Source organism: Methylibium sp. (assembly GCF_035762065.1).
Taxonomy (GTDB): domain Bacteria; phylum Pseudomonadota; class Gammaproteobacteria; order Burkholderiales; family Burkholderiaceae_C; genus Methylibium.
Genome location: NZ_DASTPW010000010.1, coordinates 95,758 through 116,046, shown reverse-complemented (window position 1 = coordinate 116,046; position 20,289 = coordinate 95,758). Strand labels below are relative to the sequence as shown.

Here is a 20,289-nt window from a genome sequence, read left to right as displayed (position 1 = left end):
ATTGTCGTACTCATTCTCATATCGCATAACCGGCGTATGACCCTGATCAATACGCCGGCATCGCTCGGCAAGCCGTTTGTGCCGGACCGGTGAAGAACAACAGCCAGACGGACATTTCTCAAACCGACAGAGGTCAAAAATGAAAAAACTACTCGTCGCCCTCGCAACCACCGTCGCCGTGCTCGGTATCGCGCCGGCTGCAAGCGCTCAGGAGAAGGCAAAGATCTGCTTCATCTATGTCGGCTCGAAGACAGACGGCGGCTGGACCCAGGCCCACGACATCGGCCGCCAGGAGCTCGAAAAGGAACTCGGCGACAAGATCGAAACGCAGTTCCTGGAAAACGTGCCGGAAGGTCCGGACGCCGAACGCGCGATCGAGCGCCTGGCGCGTTCCGGCTGTGGTCTGATTTTCACCACGTCCTTCGGGTTCATGGATGCTACGATCAAGGTTGCCGGAAAATTCCCGGATATGAAGTTCGAGCACGCGACCGGCTACAAGACCGCGCCGAACATGCGCATCTACGACGCCAAGTTCTACGAGGACGCCTACCTCGCCGGCGTCATCGCCGGCACGATGACCAAGACGAACACGCTCGGCTTCGTCGGCAGCTTCCCGATCCCGGAGGTGCTGCGCAACATCAACGCCTACACGCTGGGCGCGCAGAGCGTGAACCCGAAGATCAGGACCAAGGTCGTCTGGGTCAACACCTGGTTCGATCCCCCGAAGGAAAGCGAAGCGGCGCAGAGCCTGATCAACGGCGGCGCCGACGTGCTGCTGCAGAACACCGATTCGTCGGCGGTGCTGCAGACGGCCGAGAAGAACGGCAAGTACGCCTTCGGCTGGGATTCCGACATGAGCGCCTTCGCGGCCCGGGCGCACCTCGCTTCGGCGGTCGCGATCTGGGACGGCTACTACAAGAAGTCGATCAAGGAAGTCATCGACGGCAGCTGGAAGACCGAGCGCACCGTGTGGGGCGTGAAGGAAGGTCAGAACGATCTGATCAAGATCGCCGACGCGGTGCCTGCCGAGGCGAAGAGCCGGGTCGACGAGATCAAGGCCCGCATGAGGGCCGGCAGTTTCGAGGTGTTCACCGGGCCGATCGTCGCCAGCGACGGCAAGGAAGCGCTGGCGGCCGGCGTGGCGGCGGATCAGGCGTGGAAGGACAAGGTGGACTTCTATGTGAAGGGGGTCGAGGGGAAAATCCCTTCGGCGAAGTAGGCAGACAGCAAGGACGATGCGCGGCGCCTGCCGCCGCCGGCCGCCGCCGGCCGTTCAACCGAAGCGTGAAGCAAGACGAAGCCCGACATGACCGATCTCGACACCCTCCCCAGGACGCGGCTGCCCGCGCTGCTGCGTGCGATGCCCAAGGCCGAACTGCACATCCACATCGAAGGCTCGCTGGAGCCGGAGCTCATCTTCGAGCTGGCGCGGCGCAACGGCGTCGCGCTGGCTTACCCGAGCGTCGAGGCGCTGCGCGCGGCCTATGCCTTCAGCGATCTGCAAAGCTTCCTCGACATCTACTACGCAGGCGCCTCGGTGCTGCGCAACGAGGACGACTTCTTCGACATGGCCATGGCCTACTTCCGGCGCGCCGCGGCGGACCACGTCGTGCATGCCGAGCTGTTCTTCGACCCGCAGACGCATACCGACCGCGGCGTGCCGATCGCATCGGTGATCCGCGGCCTCGCGCGCGCGTGCGCCGCGGCCGAGCGGGACCTCGGCGTCAGCGGCCGCCTGATCCTGTGCTTCCTGCGCCACCTGAGCGAAGAGGCCGCGTTCGCGACGCTCGAGGCGGCCCTGCCGCATCGCGAGCATTTCATCGGCGTGGGCCTGGACAGCAGCGAGCGCGGCCATCCGCCGGAGAAGTTCGCGCGGGTGTTCGCCCGCTGCCGCGAACTGGGCCTGCACCGGGTCGCGCACGCGGGCGAGGAGGGCCCGCCCGCCTACGTGTGGAGCGCGCTCGACGTGCTCAAGGTCGAGCGCATCGACCACGGCGTGCGCAGCGTCGAGGACCCGGCGCTGATGCGCCGGCTCGCCGACGAGCGTGTGCCGCTGACCGTGTGCCCGCTGTCGAACGTGAAGCTGTGCGTGTTCGATGCGCTGTCGAAGCACAACCTCGGCGCGCTGCTCGACGCCGGCCTGTGCGCCACCGTCAACTCCGACGACCCGGCCTACTTCGGCGGCTACCTGAACCAGAACTTCGTCGAGACCTTCGAGGCGCTCCCGGCGCTCGGCGCGCGCCATGCCTACCAGCTCGCGCGCAACAGCTTCGAGGCGAGCTTCGCGGCGCCGGCGCAGAAGGCGGCATGGATCGACCGGCTCGATGCCAGTTTCAAGACCGCGTTGGCCGCTGCGGATTGATGCCGGCCTGGGCGCGCGGCCACCGAGCCGATAAGGTCGTGCACCGCGATCCAACCTGGCCTTTGCCGATGAACCTCGCCGAACTCCATCCCCGCCTCGCCGGCCGCTGGGCCGGCCGCAAGCACCTGTGGCTGGAAGACCAGCCGACGCCGCAGGGCACGTCCGCGTCGGCCTTGCTGATCGCGCCGGCGGCGAAGGGCTGCTTCCTGCGCTTCGAGTACAGCTGGGCGCACCAGGAGGCCGAGCACGAGGGCCTGCTGATCGTCGGCCACGACGACAAGCGCCTGCGCGCCACCGCGGTGTGGATCGACTCCTGGCACATGCGCGAGCGGGTGATGCACCTGCAGGGCAGCATCGACGCCCAGGGCGCGATCTCGCTGCTGGGCGCCTACCGCGCGCCCATCGGCCCCGACCTGGGCTGGCGCATCGGCATCATGAAGACCGGCCCCGACGACCTGCGCATCGTGATGCACGACATCTCGCCCGAAGGCGACAAGACGCTGGCCGTGCGCGCCGATTACCGGCGCGAGCGCTGAGCGAAGCGCCGCGCGGCCTCAGGCCGCGGCCTGCTCGACCTTCGAAGGCGGCGTCGCGTGCCGCTTCGCGTAGCCGATCAGCCAGGCCAGCAGCGCCGCGCCGCCGAGCAGCACCGCAGCGCCCAGGCCCCAGACGATCCAGACGATCCACAGCGCGCCGTCGCCGAGCCAGCCGAGCAGGCCGTGCGCCAGCTCGGCGGCGAAGCGCAGCACGTCTTGCCAGCCGGGCCACCAGCGGTCGAGCTCGCCGGCCCAGCGCTGGCTCGCGAGCCAGGCGTCGAGCCGTTCGGGCAGCGCGACGAGCCAGGGCGCGTCGCTGCTCAGCAGCCGGTGCAGGCCCCAGGCGGCGAGTGACCACAGGCCGAGCAATGCGGCGGTGAGGAGCCAGAGGGCGAGCGTCATGGCGCAAGTTTCAGCGGAGCCGCAGGCGCGGCGACCGGGCTGCGATCCTCAGGCGGCGGCCGGGTTCCCGGGCGGCCGCAGCGCACGGCTCAGGCGCGTCGCGCCGTCGCCGAAGGCGTAGGCGTCCATCGCGAGGCAGCCGTAGGTCACGGCCGCGTGCAGCCGCCGCGCTTCGCCCAGCCCGCCGGCGCCGGCGGCGATGAAGAACGGCAGCCAGTGCTCGTCGCTCGGATGCATCAGCGCGGCGTGCGGCGCCCGGGCGCGGTAGTCGAGCAGCGCGTCGCGGTCGCCGGCGGCGCTGCGGTCGGCGACCCAGCGGCGGAACGCGCGGCTCTCCGGCAGCTCGGGCACCGCCTCGGCATCGAAGCCGGGGGCCTGCGGGCCGCGCTGCAGCAGCCGCAGGTTGTGCGTGAGGCTGCCGCTTGCGAGCAGCAGCACGCCTTGGTCGCGCAGCGGCGCGAGCGCGGCACCCACCGCCCATTGCGCGGCCGGCGACGCGCGCGGCGCCAGCGCGACCGGCAGCACCGGCACGTCGGCCTGCGGCCAGGCGAAGCGCAGCACCGACCAGATGCCGTGGTCCAGGCCCGGCTCGCAACTGGTGTCGAAGCCGATGCCGGCGGCCTGCAGCAGCGCCGCGGCGCGCTGCGCGACCTCGGCGCTGCCGGCCGGCCCGTAGCGCAGCGTGTAGAGCTCGGGCGGGAAGCCGCTGAAGTCGTGCACCGCATGGTGCGTCGGCGCGCCCAGCAGCACCGGTCGCGCTGCCGCGGTGTGCGGCGAGACGACCACGATCGCGCGCGGCCGGCCGAAGCCCTCGTCGATCGCGCGCCCGAGCCGTTCGAAGAACGGGCCGGTCGAGCCGGGGTCGAGCGCGAGCATCGGCGAGCCGTGCGAGACGAAGATGGAGGGCAGCGTCGTGACCATGCCTTGATTGCAGCGCCGCCCGGACCCGCAGTGCTTCAGCGGATTTGTCGGCAGCGTTGCGCCGGCGGCCGCCGCGTGGCGGCGGTCGCAATGGCCCTCGGCGACCGTGGCGTGCAGCGCCGCCGCCAGAATCGCCAGCGACCGCCGGCGTGCCGCCCACAGGTCGCCCCCACAAGGACCCCCGCGATGCGCCAGCTCGTCTCCTCCGGCTCGCCCTACGAGCCGCAGATCGGTTTCTCGCGCGCGGTGCGCGTCGGATCGGTCGTCGCGGTGGCCGGCACCGCGCCGGTCGCCCCGGGCGGTGGCGTCGCCGCACCCGGCGACCTGCACGGCCAGACGCTGCGCTGCCTGCAGATCATCGAAGCCGCCCTCGCGGAGGCCGGCGTGCCGCTCGCGAACGTGATCCGCACGCGGGTGATGCTGACCGACGTCTCCCGCTGGCAGGAAGCCGCGCGCGCCCACGGCGAGGTGTTCGGCGCGATCCGCCCGGCCTCGACCTTCGTCGAGGTCAAGGGGCTGATCGATCCGGGCTGGCTGGTCGAGATCGAGGCCGACGCGGTCGTCGAGGCGGGCGCCGCGGCATGAAGACCGGCGCCATGCACCGCCCGTCGCTGTGGCGCGCCGCGCTGCGCCAGCTCGTGCGCGACTTCCGTGCCGGCGAGCTGCGGCTGCTGCTGGTGGCGGTGATGCTCGCGGTCGCCGCGCTCACCGCGGTCGGTTTCTTCGCCGACCGGCTCAACGCCGGCCTGGCGCGCGACGCGCGCTCGCTGCTCGGCGGCGACGCGATCGTCTCCAGCGACCAGCCGGCGCCGGCCGCGCTGGCCGAGCGCGCGCGCGCCGACGGCCTGCGGGTGACGCGCACCGTGGCCTTCCCCAGCATGGGCCGCGCCGAAGACGCCCGCGGCGGCGCGTCGCGCCTCGTCGCCGTCAAGGCGGTGGCCGACGGCTACCCGCTGCGCGGCACGCTGAAGATCGCCGACGCGCCGGGCGGCGCCGAACGCACGGCCACCGGCGGGCCCGAGCGCGGCACGGTCTGGGTCGATGCCGCGGTGCTCGGCACGCTGAACCTGCGCGTCGGCGACGCGCTGCTGCTCGGCGACGCGACGCTGCGCATCGCCGCGGTGATCGCGCTCGAACCCGACCGCGGCGCCGGCTTCATGAGCTTCGCGCCGCGCGCGCTGCTGAACCTGGACGACCTGCCGGCCACTGGCCTGATCCAGCCGGCCAGCCGCGTCGGCTACCGGCTCGCGGTCGCCGCGCCGCCCGGCATGGCGGCGGCCGAGGGCGACCGCCGCGTGCGCGCCTTCACCGACTGGACCGAGGCGCAGATCGCGCAGCAGCACTGGCGCGGCGTGCAGGTCGAGTCGCTCGAAAGCGGCCGGCCCGAGATGCGGCAGGCCCTCGACCGCGGCGCGCGTTTCCTGAACCTCGTCGCCCTGCTCGCGGCGCTGCTCGCGGCGGTGGCGGTCGGCATCGCGGCGCGCGACTTCGCGCAACGCCACCTCGACGACTGCGCGATGCTGCGCGTGCTCGGCGAATCGCAGCGGCGCATCGCCGGCGCCTACACGATCGAGTTCGCGATCGTCGGCGTCCTCGCGAGCAGCCTGGGCGTGCTGCTCGGCCTCGCGGTGCATTTCGTGTTCGTCGTCCTGCTCGCGGGGCTGGTCGAGTCGTCGCTGCCGGCGCCCGGCGTGTGGCCCGCGGTGTTCGGGCTCGGCGTCGGCCTGACGCTGCTGCTCGGCTTCGGGCTGCCGCCGGTGCTGCAGCTCGCGCGGGTGCCGCCGCTGCGGGTGATCCGGCGCGATCTCGGCGAGCTGAAGCCGGGCTCGATCGTCGTGCTCGCCGCCGGCGCGCTGGGTTTCGCGGCGCTGCTGCTGGCGGTGGCGTCGGACCTGCGGCTCGGGCTGATCACCGTCGGTGGCTTCGCCGGTGCGGTCGCGCTGTTCGCGGCGCTCTCGTGGCTCGCGGTGCAGGTGCTGCGGCGCGCGGTGCCGCAGGCGGCGAGCACCGCGCCGCGCTGGCTGATCCTCGCGACCCGGCAGGTCGCGGCGCGCCCCGGCTTCGCGGTGCTGCAGGTGTCGAGCCTGAGCGTCGGCCTGCTCGCGCTGGTGCTGCTGGTGCTGCTGCGCACCGACCTCATCAGCAGCTGGAACCGCGCCACGCCGCCGGATGCGCCGAACCGCTTCGTGATCAACGTGCAGCCCGAGCAGGCGCAGGCCTTCCGCGCGCAGCTCGCCGAGGCGGGCGTGGCGCGCTACGACTGGTACCCGATGATCCGCGGCCGCCTGGTCGCGGTGAACGGCCGCGAGGTGGCGCCCGGCGACTACACCGAGGACCGCGCGATGCGCCTCGTCGAGCGCGAGTTCAACCTGAGCCACGACGCGCGCCTGCCCGAGCACAACGAGGTCGTCGCCGGCCGCTGGCGCGCCGAGGAGCCGGGCGCGATCAGCGTCGAGGAAGGCATCGCGAAGACGCTGAACCTGAAGCTCGGCGACACGCTGCGCTTCGACATCGCCGGCGTGCTGCAGGAAGGCCGCATCACCAGCCTGCGCAAGGTCGACTGGGGTTCGATGCGGGCCAACTTCTTCGTGATCTTCCCGAACGCGCAACTGTCCGAGGCGCTGCCGACGACCTACATGGCCGCCTTCCGCGCGCCGCTTGCCGAGCCGGCTCGAACGCCTGGCGCGCCGGCCTCGGCGCCGGCGGACGGCGAGACGGTGCGCGTCGCGTCGAGCGACTTCGACAACGCGCTCGCGCGCAACTTCCCGAACATCACCAGCGTCGACGTGTCCGCGTCGATCGCGCAGGTGCAGCGGGTGCTCGATCAGGTCATCCGCGCGGTCGAGTTCCTGTTCGGCTTCACGCTGGCGACCGGGCTCGTCGTGCTGTTCGCCGCGGTCACCGCGACGCGCGAGCAGCGCGCGCGCGAATTCGCGGTGATGCGCGCGCTGGGTGCCGGCGCGGCCTTGCTCGGCCGCGTGCAGCGCACCGAGCTGCTGGGCGTGGGCGCGCTGGCCGGCGCGCTGGCCTCGATCGCGGCGCTCGTCGTCGGCTGGGCGCTTGCCCGCTGGGTGTTCGAGTTCGACTGGAACGCGCCGCTGTGGGTGCCGCTCGCCGGCGCCGCCGCCGGCGGCCTGCTGGCGCTGCTGGCCGGCTGGTGGGGCCTGCGCGAGGTGCTCGCGCGGCCGGTGGTCGAGACCTTGCGTCGCGCGGCGTTGTGAGCGCCGCCGCTCAGTCGCTGAAGATCCGGATGTAGCTCTTCGTCAGGCTGCGCTCGCGCTCCTTGACCCACACGCCGTCGCCGCTGGCGCTGTCGCGCTCGCCCTTGCCGTTGGTGTTGCCCTCGATCGTCTTGATCGTCGTCGCGAGGCTCGGCTGGTTCTCGGTGACGAGGCCGATGTGCGAGAAGTCGAAGACGACGAAGTCGCCGGCGCGGGCGAGCTGGTGCTCGTCGAGGACGCGAAAGCCGTGCTGCTTCGCCCACTTCTCCCAGCCGAAGGCGCTGGCATCGCGGCAGCGGTACTTGTCGGCTTCGCCGAAGGTCAGCGAGGGACGCTTGAAGTAGGCGGCGATGCCCTGGCGCACGCTCGAATCCTCGAGCAGCTCGCGCATGATCCAGCAGCAGAACGCGGCGCACCATGGCCAGGCGCCGGGCGCGAGCCAGGTCGCGCCCTGGTACTCGACGATGCGCGCGCCGGTGTTGTTGAGCGGGCCTTCGCGGGTGCCGACTTCCTTCTTCGCGATCGCGATCAGTTGCTCGATGGCAGGGTTCATGGCGGTCTCCTCGAACGCCCCCAGGAACGAGGGCCGAACGATTCTGTGACCGCCTCCTGCCGCGCCCATCCCCAACGGGATGGACCTCCGGCGTTCAGCCCAGCGCGATCAGCGCGAGCCCGACGGCCGCCGGCAGCGCCTGCACGAAGAGGATCTTGCGGCTCGCCGTCGCCGCGCCGTAGAGCCCGGCGGCCAGCACGCACAGCAGGAAGAACACCTTCACGCCGGTGCCCTCCGCGCCAAGGCTCAGGCCCCAGAACAGCCCGGCGGCGAGGAAGCCGTTGTAGAGCCCCTGGTTCGCCGCCAGCACCTTCGAAGCCTGCGCCTGCTCGCGCGACTGGCCGAAGGCGCGCAGCCCGGCCGGCTTGTCCCACAGGAACATCTCCAGCACCAGGATGTAGACGTGCAGCAGGCCGACGAGGCCCACCACCACGTCGGCAGCGGTTTGCAGCATGGTGGCGACCCTCCCGCCGCTTCAGCGCGGCTGTTGACCGTAGACGATCGAGGCGACGACGCCGCCGCGAAACCGCACGCTGGCCATCAGCTGGCCGGGCCCGCGGTCGTAGAGCCACACCTCGACCGGCTGGCAGGGCACCACCGCCGCGGCGATCGCATCGGGCACCGGATGCAGCGTGTCGCCGTAGAACACCGGCGCGCAATAGGCGTCCTGCAGCGACGGCCGGCCGCACTTGTGCAGCACGGAGATGCGGCTGTCGCCTTCGGAGGCGGTCTGGCCGTTGCAGCGCAGCGACTCGCCCGCCGCGGGCGCCGCGTGCGCGAGCGCACCGACGGCGATCGAGGCGCCGACAAGCCAGGTCGTGGGGGCCGGTGAAGAAGGCATGGGTCGACTCTAGGTCAGCGGCACTTCGCCATCGCCTGGGAGATACCTGCCGCGTCAGCTCGCGTGGATCAGCCGGCCGCCGCCGAAGGCCCAGTTCTCCCAGCTGGTTTCCTTGAAGCAGACCATCACGTTCTCGGTGTCGAAGCCGCGCCCGGCCAGCTCGGTCATCAGGCCTTCGAGCAGCTTCTTCTTCACCTTGACGCTGCGGCCCACCGACCACAGCACTTCGACGAGCACGAAGTCATCGGTGCGCGGGCGCTGCAGGTCGGGGTAGCTCGGGTCGAAGCGGAAGTCGTCGGCGTCGAGTTCGAGCACGCGCTGGAACAGGTCGGTGGCCGGCACGCCGGAGGCCACGAGCGCGCGATGGACGGCGTCGAGCACCGCGGTCTTGAAGTCGGCCGGCTTCGGCTTGCGCACGGTGAGGGTGACGAGGGGCATGGCGGTCTCCTTGAGGCCGCGATGATCGCCGTCGCCGGCCGCTTCAGGCGCGCGTCAGCAGCACCGTCACCGTGGTGCCGCGGTCGACCTGGCTGTCGATCTCGAGCCGCCCGCCCATCCGTTCGACCAGGCCCTTCGTGATGACCAGCCCGAGCCCGGTGCCGGCGACGCCTGAGGCCTCGCGGCCCAGGCGGTCGAAGGGCTGGAACAGGCGGTCGAGCTGGAAGGCCGCCATGCCGATGCCGTCGTCGTGCACCGTCAGGCGCACCGGCCCGGGGCCGGCGTCGTCGATGGCCCAGCGCACCCGACCGCCCGGCCGGTTGTACTTGACGGCATTCGAGCCCAGGTTCAGCAGCACCTGGCGCAGCCGTCGCGGATCGGCCCGCACGTGCGCCGGCTGCGCCGGCAGCTCGGCGCGCTGCTCGACGCCGAGCGCCTCGGCCAGCGGTTGCAGCATCGTCATCGCCGCGCCGATGGCCTCGCCGGCGTCCACCGGCTGCATCTGGACGCGCAGGCCGGCGCCCGGCTCGTCGTGACGGCCTTCGAGCAGGTCGTCGACCATGCCCAGCAGGTGCCGGCCCGCGTCGACGATGTGGTCCACGTAGCAGCCGCCCCCGTCCCGGCCGGGGCAGGCGCGCACCTGCATCAGCTGACCAAAGCCGAGCACCGCGTTCAGCGGCGTGCGCATCTCGTGGCCGATGCGCGAGAGCGCTTCGCCGCGCAGCCGGCTTGCCGACTCGCTCGCCTCCCGCCGCAGCCGCTCGGTCGCGTCGCGCAACACGAAGACGGCGCCCCGGCGCCGCCCGAGTTCGTCCTCGACCGGCGCGGCCGAGCGATCCACCACCGTGCGCAGGCCACCGCGCCCGAGCAGCACCAGGCCGTGCTCGATCGCGTCGTCGCGCTCGTCGTCAGCCGGGCGCGCGGACGGGTCGACCTCGAAGCGCATCACCTCGGCCAGCGGCCGGCCCTTCGCCGCGTCGAGCGACCAGCCCGAGAGCGCCTCGGCCGCCGGGTTCAGGTAGCGCACGCGGGCGTCGGTCTCGACGACCACCACCGCATCGCCGACGCAACGCAGCGCGCCGATCAGCCAGGGGTCGGCCTGGACCGCGGCGACCGCGTCGTCTTGCGCGACCGGAGTCGGCGATGTGTTCATGACAGCTGCCATCGCTGCCTCCCGCTGGTCACGCCAAAGTGTCGCGAGCATGACAGCCGGCTGGCCGGCGGTCCGGTCGGCGGCTTCCGGTTTGCGGCGACAAGCGGGCATGGCCGCGCGGCGACGGAAATGGCGGGCGCGCACGCCGCTTTTCCGCCGCACGTCGAGCAGGGCGGGTCGAACAATGCGGCAAACCATGGCCGATTCCAGCAGCGCCCAGGACCGCAACCTCCCAGCCTCGGCGCGCAAGCTGGAGAAGGCGCGCGAGGAAGGCAACGTCCCGCGCTCGCGCGACCTCGGCCACTTCGGCGCGATCGGCGCGGCGCTGCTGCTCGCGATGGCGCTCGCGCCGACGGCGGCCGGCTGGTCGAAGGACCTGCTGCGCGCCGGCCTGCGCTTCGACGCGCGTTCGCTGCAGCAGCCCGACGCGATGGCGCAGCGCGCGGCCGAATTCGGCTTCGCCTTCCTCCATGCGGTGCTGCCGATCGGCGTGACGATGGCGATCGTCGGCCTCGCCTGCGGCCTCGCGCTCGGCGGCTGGAACTTCACGACGCAGGCGATCGCGCCGAAGTTCGGCAAGCTCAACCCACTGACCGGCCTGCCCAAGCTCTTCTCCAGCGACCGGCTGATCGACACGCTGCGCGCCTGCGTGCTCGCGCTGGTGCTGGGCAGCGTCGGCGGCTTCTACCTGGCGACGCATCTCGACGGTTTCGCCGCCGCGCTCGCGCTGCCGCTGCCGGCGGCCCTGTCGCAGGCCGGCGGCGACGTGATGCAGGGCCTCGCGCTGCTGCTGCTCGCACTCGCGCTGTTCGCGCTGGTCGACGTGCCGCTGCAGAAGTTCCAGCACGCCAAGCGCCTGCGCATGAGCCATCAGGAAGCGAAGGACGAGTTCAAGGAAGCCGAGGGCAACCAGGAGGTCAAGTCCAAGGCCAAGGTGCGCATGCGCGAGATGGCCAACCGGCGCATGCTCGCCGCGGTGCCGAAGGCCGATCTGGTGGTGATGAACCCGACGCACTACGCGGTCGCGTTGAAGTACGACGAGACGCTGGGCGGCGCGCCGCGCGTCGTCGCGAAGGGGCTCGACCTCGTCGCGATGCGCATCCGCGACACCGCCAAGGCCGCCGAGGTGCCGGTGCTGCAGGCGCCGGTGCTCGCGCGGGCGCTCTACGCGCATGCCGAGCTCGACCGGGAGATCCCGTTGGCGCTCTACACCGCGGTCGCGCAGGTGCTGGCCTACGTCTACCAGCTGCGTGCGGCGATGAAGGGCCAGGCGCCGATGCCGCAGGCGCTGCCGGAACTGCCGGTGCCGGCGGAGCTGGATCCGCAGCACCGCTCCGCTTGAGCGCGGCGCGCCGCCCGCGTCACGGCACGTCGGACCGGCGACTCACCGAAGATCGAGCTGGGTCCGGGGTCGTCGGCAGCCCGCGCGCCGCGTCGACGCGGTCCCCGCCGGGAGCGCTCGCAGCCGCGGCGGTGGCCAAAGGTCGCGTCGCGGTGGAGCCGGCGCCCGAGTCATCCGCTTCCAGCAGCCCCATCAGCTCCCGTTCCAGATCGACGGACTCCTCGGCTCGTGCCACGGACGGCGCGCCGTCGGCCCAGGACCGCGCCGGGCGCGCGCCCTCGGGCATGGGGGAGCGCGGCGCGCGTGGCACGACGACGCCGAGCACCTCGTCGCGCATGCGCTGCCAGCGCTGCTCGGGAGCGTCGATCCGCGTCGGGCGCGACTCGAAAACGTCGTATCCGCCGCGCATGAGCACTTCGTCGAGCTGTCCGGCGCTCAAGCCGTGGCGCATACCGACCTCGTGGTAGTCGGACGCCGTCAGGACACCCCGCTCGTGCAAGGCCTGGAGCACCGCGTGCATCACGTCACTGGGTACCCAGGGACGCCGGGGCGCCTCGTGCGCCGGCGAAGCGGGCAGTCGCGGAAAGCCGTCCCGGGCGGCGCCGCGGCGACGCGATTGCACTTCCTCCTGAGCATTGAAGCCGGCGCCGATGCCCGAGCGGGCCTCGCTCGAAGCGGCCGCGGCTCGATCCGGCAAGCCGGCCCGGACGCTGCCGACCGAGCTCGCCGGCGTGGCCGCAGCGCTGCGGCTGCGAGTCGTCGGACCGGTGCGCGACGGTCCTGCCGCGTCGGCGGCCGGCACCGCAGCCGTCGACCTGCGGTGGTAGGGGCGCAAGCCGGTCGTGTCAGCGACGGCCGGCCTGGTCGGCCGCGTGCCGGGCGGCCTCGGAGGCCGGGCTGCCGGAGGCCCCATGGGCCGCTCGCCTTGATCCAGCGCGTTCTGCACCCGCCGGGCCGCATCCTGGTGGGCTTGGCTGGGGCTGTTTCGCAGACGATCGATCTTGGCTTGCAGGGTCGATACGCAGGGCCGGCTCGACTCCGTCTGGGAGAGAAAGCCGAATCGGTCCACCGCGCCCCTGAGCCAGTTCCTCGCGCTCGATCCATCGGCGTCGAGCCCATCCTGGACGTGCGTCTTGACGGCGGCGCCGCTCTTGATTTCCAGAACGGCGTCGGCCAGCTCCTGCAGCATGGAGGCCGTGCGGTCGCGGACGGCTTCGATGGTCACGCGGGACTGCTCTCGCACGGCCTCGAACGTTCGCCGATGCGCGGCCTGCGGACTTTCGCTCAGCGGCTGCAGGAACTCGGCGCCGCGAGCCTTGATGCCGCCTTCGAAGTCGAAGCACAGGCCGAATTGCGCGTTATGAGCCTTGCCGGTCGCGGACGTGAGATGTTCCTCGTCGACGGCCATTTGCCGCAGCAACTCCAGGAACGTCGTTGCCTGCTCGGCCCGGTCTTCGAGATCGACGGTGTGGGAGAGCGCTTGAGGACCATAGGGTCTGCGGGCCTCGGCCGCCGCTTCGGCCGCCGGCGACTGCGCCGCAGTGAAGTCGTCCCACTCGGCCACCAGATCCGCCCGCTGGCCGCTGAGCCGGAGCGACTCGACCTGCAGGCGAATGCCCTTCGCGGTGCTGTCGTGTTCGTCGCTCTTGAAGACACCGTCGGCCAGCACCGCTTGGGCCACCGCGACGGCCACATGCGGCAGCTGGCGATATTTCAGGTCGTCCACGATGTCCTTCTTCATCGTGACGAAGCCCTCTCGAAGCAGAACGCTCGCTTCCATGACCCCTTCGAGGATCTCGCTCGTGCGTTGCCAGTTGCGCTGACCGGCCTGGCGCTCGGCACGGCGAAAGTCGCTCAACAGATCCTTGTCGCCTTGCGTGCCGCCCTCCAGGCTGTCGAGCATGTCGTGGAAGATCCGCAGGGAAAGGTCGTTGCTGCTGCCGCGCGGCTCGAGTTGGCCGTTCTTGTCGAAGCACTTGATCCAGCGGGAACAGTTCGCGGCCTTGAACGCGTGGGTCATCTTCTGTCCCGCCGCGATCTCCTGGAGCACTGCGATCACCCTGGTCACGGCTGCCACCGCCTTCGCGGGCGCCGGTGCTCCCCCGCCTGGCATGCCGACGGATTCCGATGCTTGCGGCCCGAACGAATCGGCGGGCGCCTCGCCCGAACCGGAGGCCTCCCGCTCCGGCGAAGCCGGGCGGTGCAGCGGCGATTGCGGCGCCTGCAGGACGGCCCGCGAGCCAGCGCCCGCCCAAGGATCCGGAACGAGATCAGGCAAGGAGATGGCCTGCAGCGAGGACACCCCGCCCCGGTGCGACGGAAGGGCCGGCGCCGAGCTGCGCGAGGGCAATGCGCGGCCCGGCGGCAAAGCCAGCGCTTGCGCCGCGCGCGCGGCGGCACCTGCGTCGGTGCGCTGGCGTCGCGGCACGGGCCCGTGCGCGTCGGGTGCGCGCCGCACCGACCCTGCGGACGTCGGCTCTGCGCCCGAACCCGACGGCGCGGCGGGCGAGCCGGACGAGTTCCCGGGCACGCGGCGAAGGGGAGGCGTCGTCATGGGGGCATGCCGGTGAGGTCGACCGATGATCCGCGCGCCCCACCGCATTGCCGGGCATCGTGGCGAAGCCAGGTGTCGCGGGACGAAGGTCCGCGGCGACAACTGCAGCCTTAAGACGCTTCTTTTCCGGCTTGAGCATCGCGAGCCGCTGGAAAGAATCGGGCTCATGAACGCACTGTTGGCCCCCCTCCAGAAGTGGCTTGGCCCGCACGCTGCCACCATCAAGAGCCTCGCCGTGCCGCTGCTGGTGCTGATGGTGCTGGCGATGATGGTGCTGCCGCTGCCGCCGCTGCTGCTGGACCTGCTGTTCACCTTCAACATCGCGCTCGCGCTGATGGTGATGATGGTCTCGGCCTACATGGTGCGGCCGCTCGACTTCTCCGCCTTCCCCGCGGTGATCCTGCTCACGACGCTGCTGCGGCTGTCGCTGAACGTGGCGTCGACCCGCGTCGTGCTGCTCGAAGGCCACACCGGCCCGGGCGCGGCCGGCACCGTGATCGAGAGCTTCGGCCACGTGTTGATCGGCGGCAACTTCGCGGTCGGCCTGATCGTGTTCGCGATCCTGGTCGTCATCAACTTCATCGTCGTGACCAAGGGCGCCGAGCGCATCGCCGAGGTCGGCGCGCGCTTCACGCTCGACGCGATGCCCGGCAAGCAGATGGCGATCGACGCCGACCTCAACGCCGGCGCGATCGACGACAAGGAAGCCCGCCGCCGCCGTGCCGAAGTGGGCCAGGAGGCCGAGTTCTTCGGCTCGATGGACGGCGCGAGCAAGTTCGTGCGCGGCGACGCGATCGCCGGCATCCTGATCCTGTTCATCAACATCGTCGGCGGCTTCCTGATCGGCGTCGTGCAGCACGGCCTCTCGGCCGGCCAGGCGGCCGACAGCTACATCCTGCTGGCGATCGGCGATGCGCTCGTCGCGCAGATCCCGGCGCTGCTGATCTCGGTGGCCGCGGCGATGGTGGTCTCGCGCGTCGGCAAGGAGGAGGCGGTCGGCGAGCAGATCCTCGGCCAGGTGTTCAAGACGCCGAAGTCGGTCGCGATCGTCGCGGCCGTGATCGGCCTGCTCGGCGTGATCCCCGGCATGCCGCACGTCGTGTTCCTCGGCATCGCGAGCCTGATCGGCTGGCTCGCGTGGGGGATGCGCAAGCGCCAGCTCGCCGCGAAGGCCGAGGCGGAGAAGCCGGCCGCGCCGACGGTGATCGCGCCCGACGCCGAAGCGAGCTGGGACGACCTCCAGCCGATCGACACGCTCGGCCTCGAAGTCGGCCTGCGCCTGATCGCGCTGGTCGACAAGGACCGTGCCGGCGACCTGCTCGGCCGCATCAAGGGCGTGCGGCGCAAGTTCGCGCAGGACGTGGGCTTCCTGCCGCCGGCGGTGCACATCCGCGACAACCTCGAGCTGCGCCCGAGCATGTACCGCGTGGTGCTGCGCGGCGCGGTGATCGGCGAAGGCGAGGCCTTCCCCGGCATGCTGATGGCGATCAACCCGGGCCACGCCGCCGCGCAGCTGCCCGGCACGAGCACCACCGATCCCGCCTTCGGCCTGCCTGCGACCTGGATCGAGGAGCGCCTCAGGGAGCAGGCGCAAATGGCCGGCTATACGGTCGTTGATTGCTCGACCGTCGTCGCGACCCACCTTTCACACTTGATGCAAGTGAATGCCGCCCGCCTGCTGGGACGCGTGGAGACGCAACAGCTGGTCGAGCATGTGACGAAGTTGGCCCCCAAGCTCATCGAAGACGTGGTTCCCAAGATGGTTCCGATCGCCGCGCTGCAAAAGCTGCTCCAGCTCCTGCTGGAAGAGGGCGTGCACATCCGCGACATGCGCTCGGTGGTCGAGGCGCTGGCCGAGCATGCCGGTGCCAACGCGAACCTCGCGAACGATCCGCAGGAACTGGCCCGCCGCATCCGCGTGGCGCTCGCGCCGTCGATCGTGCAGCAGATCTACGGCCCGGTGCGCGAGCTCGACGTGATCGCGATCGAACCCGAACTCGAGCGGCTGCTCGCGCAGGCCCTGACCTCCCCGAACGGCCCGGTGCTCGACCCGAGCGTCGCCGACACGCTGAGCCGCCACGCCGCCGACTCCGCCAAGCGCCAGGAAGACCTCGGCCACCCGGCCTGCCTGCTGGTGCCCGACGCGATCCGCCTGCCGATCGCGCGCCTGCTCAAGCGCGCCGCGCCGCGCCTCAAGGTGCTCTCGCACAGCGAGATCCCCGACACGCATTCGATCCGCATCGCTTCGATCATCGGCCAGCCGATGGCGATCGCGGCCTGACTTCCCTCCACCGCCTTCACCGCATCAAAGGCAGCGCATGAACGTCCAACGCTTCACCGGCCGCACCTCGCGCGAGGCGATGCAGAAGATGCGCGCGGCGCTCGGCGACGACGCCGTCGTGCTCAGCACCAAGCCTTGCGTCGAAGGCATCGAGATGCTGGCGATGGCGCCCGGCGCGCTGGCGCAGGTGGAAGAACACGCGGCGAGCCGCTTCCCGGCCGCCTTCGCGACGACGCAGCAACCCCAGGCCGAGCCGGCGCCCGCGCGCGCGGCACCGGGCCGTACGCCGATCGCCGGCGCGCTGCGCCAGGCCGCCGCCGCGCTCGCGCAACGCGCGCAGCCGACGCCGAAGGCCGCCACCCGCACCGAGGTGCAGGGGGACGCCGCCCAGCTGTCGATGAGCACGCTGTCCTTCCAGGACTACGTGCGCGAGCGCATGCTGAAGAAGCGCGACGCGACGCTGCGTGCCGAAGGCGAGGGCACGCGCGCCGAGCCGGCGCTGGCCACGCAGCGCGCCGCCGCCACCCATGCCGCCGCGACGGCGCAGCGCGCCGCCACGCGCGACGCCGGCGCCAGCCGCTTCGGCGATCTGCACGACGCGCACGCCGGCCGCTTCGCCGATGCGGGCGACAGCCGCTTCGCCGCCGCGAGCGAGAGCCGCTTCGCCGATGCGGGCGCGAGCCGCTATGCCGGCGACACGCTGGGCGAGCCGATCCCGCCGCGCCGCGCCGCCGCGCAGGCGCAGCCGCAGCGCATCACGCCGCCGCCGATGCTGCGCGAGGAAGTCGCCGCGCTCGCCGAGCCGCTGCCCGGCGCCGCGCCGCTGCGCGAGGCGCAGGCCGACGCGCAGATGCTTTCCGAGCTGCGTTCGATGAAGGGCCTGATCGAGGAGCGCTTCGGCGCGCTCGCCTTCATGGAGAAGCTGCAGCGCCAGCCGGCGCAGGCGCGGCTGACGCAGAAGCTGCTGGAAGCGGGCTTCTCGCCGATCCTGATCCGCAAGCTGGTGGTGGGCCTGACGCCCGAGATCGCCGACGAAACGGGCTGGGCCGCGAGCATCCTCGAGCGCAACCTGCAGACCGGCGAGCGCGAGCTGCCGATCGAAGACCAGGGTGGCGTGTTCGCGCTGGTCGGCGCCACCGGCGTCGGCAAGACCACCTCGACCGCCAAGCTCGCGGCCGCCTTCGCGACGCGCCACGGCGCGAGCAACCTCGGCCTCATCACGCTCGACGCCTACCGGCTCGGCGCCCACGAGCAGCTGCGTGCCTACGGCCGCATCCTCGGCGTGCCGGTGCACACCGCGCACGACCGCACGACGCTCGAAGACCTGCTCGACCTGCTGTCGGGCAAGAAGATGGTGCTGATCGACACCGCCGGCCTGGCGCAGCGCGACGCGCGCACCAAGGAATTGCTCGACATGCTGGCGCATCGCACGATCAGCCGGCTGCTCGTCGTCTCGGCCGCCGCGCAAGGCGAAACCATCGACGACGTGATGACCGCCTACCGTGCCGACACCTGCCGCGGCATCGTGCTGAGCAAGCTCGACGAAGCGGTGAAGCTCGCGCCGGCGCTCGACGCGGTGATCCGCCACCGGCAGAAGATCGTCGCGGTCGCCAACGGCCAGCGCGTGCCGGAGGACTGGCATCGCCTGTCGGGCCAGGCGCTGGTGCACCGCGCGCTGCGCGCCACCGCGAGCCCGGCCTACCACTTCGACGCGAGCGAGATGAACCTCGTCTTCGCCGCGCCGCAGATGCAGGCGCGCCGCATGACCCAGGCCAACGGCACCGCGGCGAACGCGGCGCGCGCCTGAACGCGAGCCCGCCATGCACGCCGCCCGCGTCACCGTTCCGGCGACCGACAGCTGGTTCGACCAGCTCGACACGCTGCCCGCCAGCCGCCAGCTCGGCGCGCTGCGCGAAGGCGCCGGCCGCGCGCATGGCCTCGTGCCGGCGCCCGCACCGGTCGACCAGGCCCAGGGCCTGCGCCGCCTGTTCACCAGCCCCACGATCCGCTGCGTGCCGGTCGTCTCCAACCCCGAGCTCGCGCACGGCGGCGCGCTGCTCGAGCGGCTGTGCACCGCCTTCGCCGGGCAGGGCTTGCGCACGCTGGTCGTGGATGCGGGCGAGCACGCCCGTGCGCCGGCCGAGCTGGCCGGCTTCGACCTCGCCGAAGGCATCGAGACGCTGTCGCCGCAGGTCGGCTACCTCGCCGCGCGCGGCCTCGCGCTGCGCTATGTCGATGCGAGCGGCTCGACCAGCAGCTTCCTCGACGCGCTGATCGACGCGGCGCCCGGGACCGACGTGCTGCTGGTGCATGCCAGCGCCTCCGACCTGGTGCGCCTGTTCGCGCGCCGCGCGCAGGAGCTGCAGGCCGACGCGCTGCGCCCGCTGGTGCTGTGCGACCTGCAGCCCGAAGCGGTGACGCACGCCTATGCGGCGATCAAGCTGCTCGCCACGCGCGCCCGCCTGATGGCGCACGACCTGCTGATCGCCGCCGAGCCCGCGAGTCCGCGCGCCGGCGCGGTCGCGCAGCGCCTCGCGCGCTGCGCCGACGACTTCCTCGGCGCGGTGGTGCACGACTGGGTCGCCGTCGATCCGGCCGAGACCGCCGACCACGAGCCAAGCTCGCGCCTGGCCCGCCTGGCCCGCGAGCAGCTCGCCTGCGCGCTCGCGCAGCCGCTGTCCGACAGCGCCTTCGCGGCGCTCGATGCCGGCTACGGCGCCGATTTCGGTACCGAGCTGCCGCGGCCGCGCCGCGCCGCCTTGCCTTCGACCGGCCCGCGCAGCTTCGCGGCCGCTCGCCGCTGAACCCGTCGCGCCCGCGCCCTTCGCCTGCCTGGAGCTTCCATGTACACCGCCACCGGCCGTCTCGACACGAACGCGATGCTCAAGCAGTACAGCCCGCTGGTGCGCCGGCTGGCGCACCAGATGATCGCCAAGCTGCCCGCGAACGTGGAGATCGACGATCTCATTCAAGTCGGCCTGATCGGCCTGACCGACGCGATGACCCGCTTCGACGCCGCGCAGGGCGTGCAGTTCGAGACCTTCGCGACCCAGCGCATCCGCGGCGCGATGCTCGACGAGCTGCGCGGCAGCGACTGGATGAGCCGCGGCAACCGCAAGCAGCAGCGCGACATCGAGACCGCGGTGCACGCGCTTCAGCAGACGCTCGGCCGCGCACCCAGCGAAGGCGAGATCGCCAAGCAGATGAAGCTGAGCCTGGCCGAATACCAGGAGCTGCTCGGCCGCGTGCGCGGCACCCAGCTCGTCTACCTGGAAGACATGACCGGCGAGGACGGCGACAACGACTACCTCGACCGCCACGTCGCCGACGAGAACGAGAACCCGCAGGCGATGCTCAAGGATCGCCGCATGCGCGAGGCGCTGGTCGAGGCGATCAAGACGCTGCCCGAGCGCGAGCAGTACGTGATGAGCATGTACTACGAGCAGGACATGAACCTGAAGGAGATCGCCGCGGTGCTCGGCGTGACCGAGTCGCGCGTGTGCCAGCTGCACAGCCAGAGCATCGCCCGGCTGCGCGTGAAGCTGCGCGATCACTAGGGCGGCCCATGTCCGTTGCGCGTTCGCCGATGCCTCATGAGGAGGCGCTCCGGACGAACCGGCCGAACCGGCCGAGCCGGATGCATCGCGGCCGCCGGCCGGCTTGCAACGCTCGTCGAGGGGATCGT

At 71.8% G+C, this 20,289-nt stretch carries 18 protein-coding genes; 10 read left to right on the top strand and 8 right to left on the bottom strand.

Annotation, left to right across the window (positions count from 1 at the left end):
* Positions 1 to 139: 139 nt before the first annotated feature.
* From VFR90_RS03845 to VFR90_RS03835, 3 genes are all read left to right on the top strand, one after another.
* A complete protein-coding gene (locus VFR90_RS03845) occupies positions 140 to 1,219 on the top strand; it encodes a BMP family ABC transporter substrate-binding protein (protein WP_326404698.1) in 1,080 nt (359 codons plus the stop codon).
* A gap of 87 nt (positions 1,220 to 1,306) precedes the next feature.
* Entirely contained in the window at positions 1,307 to 2,362 is a 1,056-nt protein-coding gene (locus VFR90_RS03840; RefSeq protein ID WP_326404694.1) for an adenosine deaminase, read from the top strand.
* 68 nt (positions 2,363 to 2,430) lie between these two features.
* Positions 2,431 to 2,898 carry a DUF1579 family protein gene (locus VFR90_RS03835; protein WP_326404692.1) on the top strand — a complete coding sequence of 156 codons (468 nt, stop codon included), beginning with the start codon at positions 2,431 to 2,433 and terminating at the stop codon, positions 2,896 to 2,898.
* 18 nt (positions 2,899 to 2,916) lie between these two features.
* On the opposite strand, the gene VFR90_RS03830 is transcribed toward VFR90_RS03835, so the two are convergent.
* Positions 2,917 to 3,300 (bottom strand): hypothetical protein, encoded by a 384-nt coding sequence (locus VFR90_RS03830; RefSeq protein ID WP_326404690.1) that lies wholly within the window; start codon positions 3,298 to 3,300, stop codon positions 2,917 to 2,919.
* Between the two features lie 48 nt (positions 3,301 to 3,348).
* Positions 3,349 to 4,221 carry a DODA-type extradiol aromatic ring-opening family dioxygenase gene (locus tag VFR90_RS03825; RefSeq protein ID WP_326404689.1) on the bottom strand — a complete coding sequence of 291 codons (873 nt, stop codon included), beginning with the start codon at positions 4,219 to 4,221 and terminating at the stop codon, positions 3,349 to 3,351.
* Positions 4,222 to 4,407: 186 nt separating this feature from the next.
* Between VFR90_RS03825 and VFR90_RS03820 the strand changes: the two genes are divergently transcribed.
* Positions 4,408 to 4,806: a RidA family protein gene (locus VFR90_RS03820; RefSeq protein WP_326404688.1), complete on the top strand. Its 399-nt coding sequence runs from the start codon at positions 4,408 to 4,410 to the stop codon at positions 4,804 to 4,806.
* Positions 4,803 to 7,442, top strand: coding sequence for an ABC transporter permease (locus VFR90_RS03815; protein WP_326404687.1), 2,640 nt, complete (start codon positions 4,803 to 4,805; stop codon positions 7,440 to 7,442). Before VFR90_RS03820 ends, VFR90_RS03815 begins: the two co-directional genes overlap by 4 nt.
* Positions 7,443 to 7,452: 10 nt before the next feature.
* Here the strand turns inward: VFR90_RS03815 and VFR90_RS03810 are convergent, their stop codons facing one another.
* The 5 genes from VFR90_RS03810 to VFR90_RS03790 form a co-directional block, all read right to left on the bottom strand.
* Positions 7,453 to 7,995: a CHAP domain-containing protein gene (locus tag VFR90_RS03810; RefSeq protein WP_326404686.1), complete on the bottom strand. Its 543-nt coding sequence runs from the start codon at positions 7,993 to 7,995 to the stop codon at positions 7,453 to 7,455.
* Positions 7,996 to 8,089: 94 nt separating this feature from the next.
* Positions 8,090 to 8,449 carry a DUF1304 domain-containing protein gene (locus tag VFR90_RS03805; RefSeq protein ID WP_326404685.1) on the bottom strand — a complete coding sequence of 120 codons (360 nt, stop codon included), beginning with the start codon at positions 8,447 to 8,449 and terminating at the stop codon, positions 8,090 to 8,092.
* A 21-nt stretch (positions 8,450 to 8,470) separates the two neighbouring features.
* A complete protein-coding gene (locus VFR90_RS03800; RefSeq protein WP_326404684.1) occupies positions 8,471 to 8,836 on the bottom strand; it encodes a DUF2845 domain-containing protein in 366 nt (121 codons plus the stop codon).
* 54 nt (positions 8,837 to 8,890) lie between these two features.
* The gene (locus VFR90_RS03795; protein ID WP_326404683.1) at positions 8,891 to 9,274 is read right to left on the bottom strand and encodes a tautomerase family protein; all 384 of its coding nucleotides are present in this window, start codon (positions 9,272 to 9,274) and stop codon (positions 8,891 to 8,893) included.
* Positions 9,275 to 9,317: 43 nt separating this feature from the next.
* Complete coding sequence (locus tag VFR90_RS03790; protein ID WP_326404682.1) at positions 9,318 to 10,427, bottom strand: sensor histidine kinase; 1,110 nt, start codon at positions 10,425 to 10,427, stop codon at positions 9,318 to 9,320.
* Positions 10,428 to 10,623: 196 nt separating this feature from the next.
* On the opposite strand from VFR90_RS03790, the gene VFR90_RS03785 reads away from it, so the two are divergent.
* Positions 10,624 to 11,769 carry an EscU/YscU/HrcU family type III secretion system export apparatus switch protein gene (locus tag VFR90_RS03785; protein ID WP_326404681.1) on the top strand — a complete coding sequence of 382 codons (1,146 nt, stop codon included), beginning with the start codon at positions 10,624 to 10,626 and terminating at the stop codon, positions 11,767 to 11,769.
* Between the two features lie 19 nt (positions 11,770 to 11,788).
* On the opposite strand, the gene VFR90_RS03780 is transcribed toward VFR90_RS03785, so the two are convergent.
* A complete protein-coding gene (locus VFR90_RS03780) occupies positions 11,789 to 14,323 on the bottom strand; it encodes a hypothetical protein (RefSeq protein ID WP_326404680.1) in 2,535 nt (844 codons plus the stop codon).
* A gap of 166 nt (positions 14,324 to 14,489) precedes the next feature.
* Here VFR90_RS03780 and flhA point away from each other — a divergent pair, with 166 nt between their 5' ends.
* From flhA to VFR90_RS03760, 4 genes are read left to right on the top strand one after another with little or no spacing between them, the layout of a single operon-like run.
* A complete protein-coding gene (gene flhA / locus VFR90_RS03775; protein WP_326404679.1) occupies positions 14,490 to 16,604 on the top strand; it encodes a flagellar biosynthesis protein FlhA in 2,115 nt (704 codons plus the stop codon).
* 37 nt (positions 16,605 to 16,641) lie between these two features.
* Entirely contained in the window at positions 16,642 to 18,411 is a 1,770-nt protein-coding gene (flhF, locus tag VFR90_RS03770; RefSeq protein WP_326404678.1) for a flagellar biosynthesis GTPase FlhF, read from the top strand.
* Positions 18,412 to 18,424: 13 nt separating this feature from the next.
* A complete protein-coding gene (locus tag VFR90_RS03765; protein WP_326404677.1) occupies positions 18,425 to 19,408 on the top strand; it encodes a flagellar biosynthesis protein in 984 nt (327 codons plus the stop codon).
* Positions 19,409 to 19,447: 39 nt separating this feature from the next.
* Positions 19,448 to 20,161, top strand: coding sequence for an RNA polymerase sigma factor FliA (locus VFR90_RS03760; protein ID WP_326404676.1), 714 nt, complete (start codon positions 19,448 to 19,450; stop codon positions 20,159 to 20,161).
* The last annotated feature ends 128 nt before the right edge of the window (positions 20,162 to 20,289 follow it).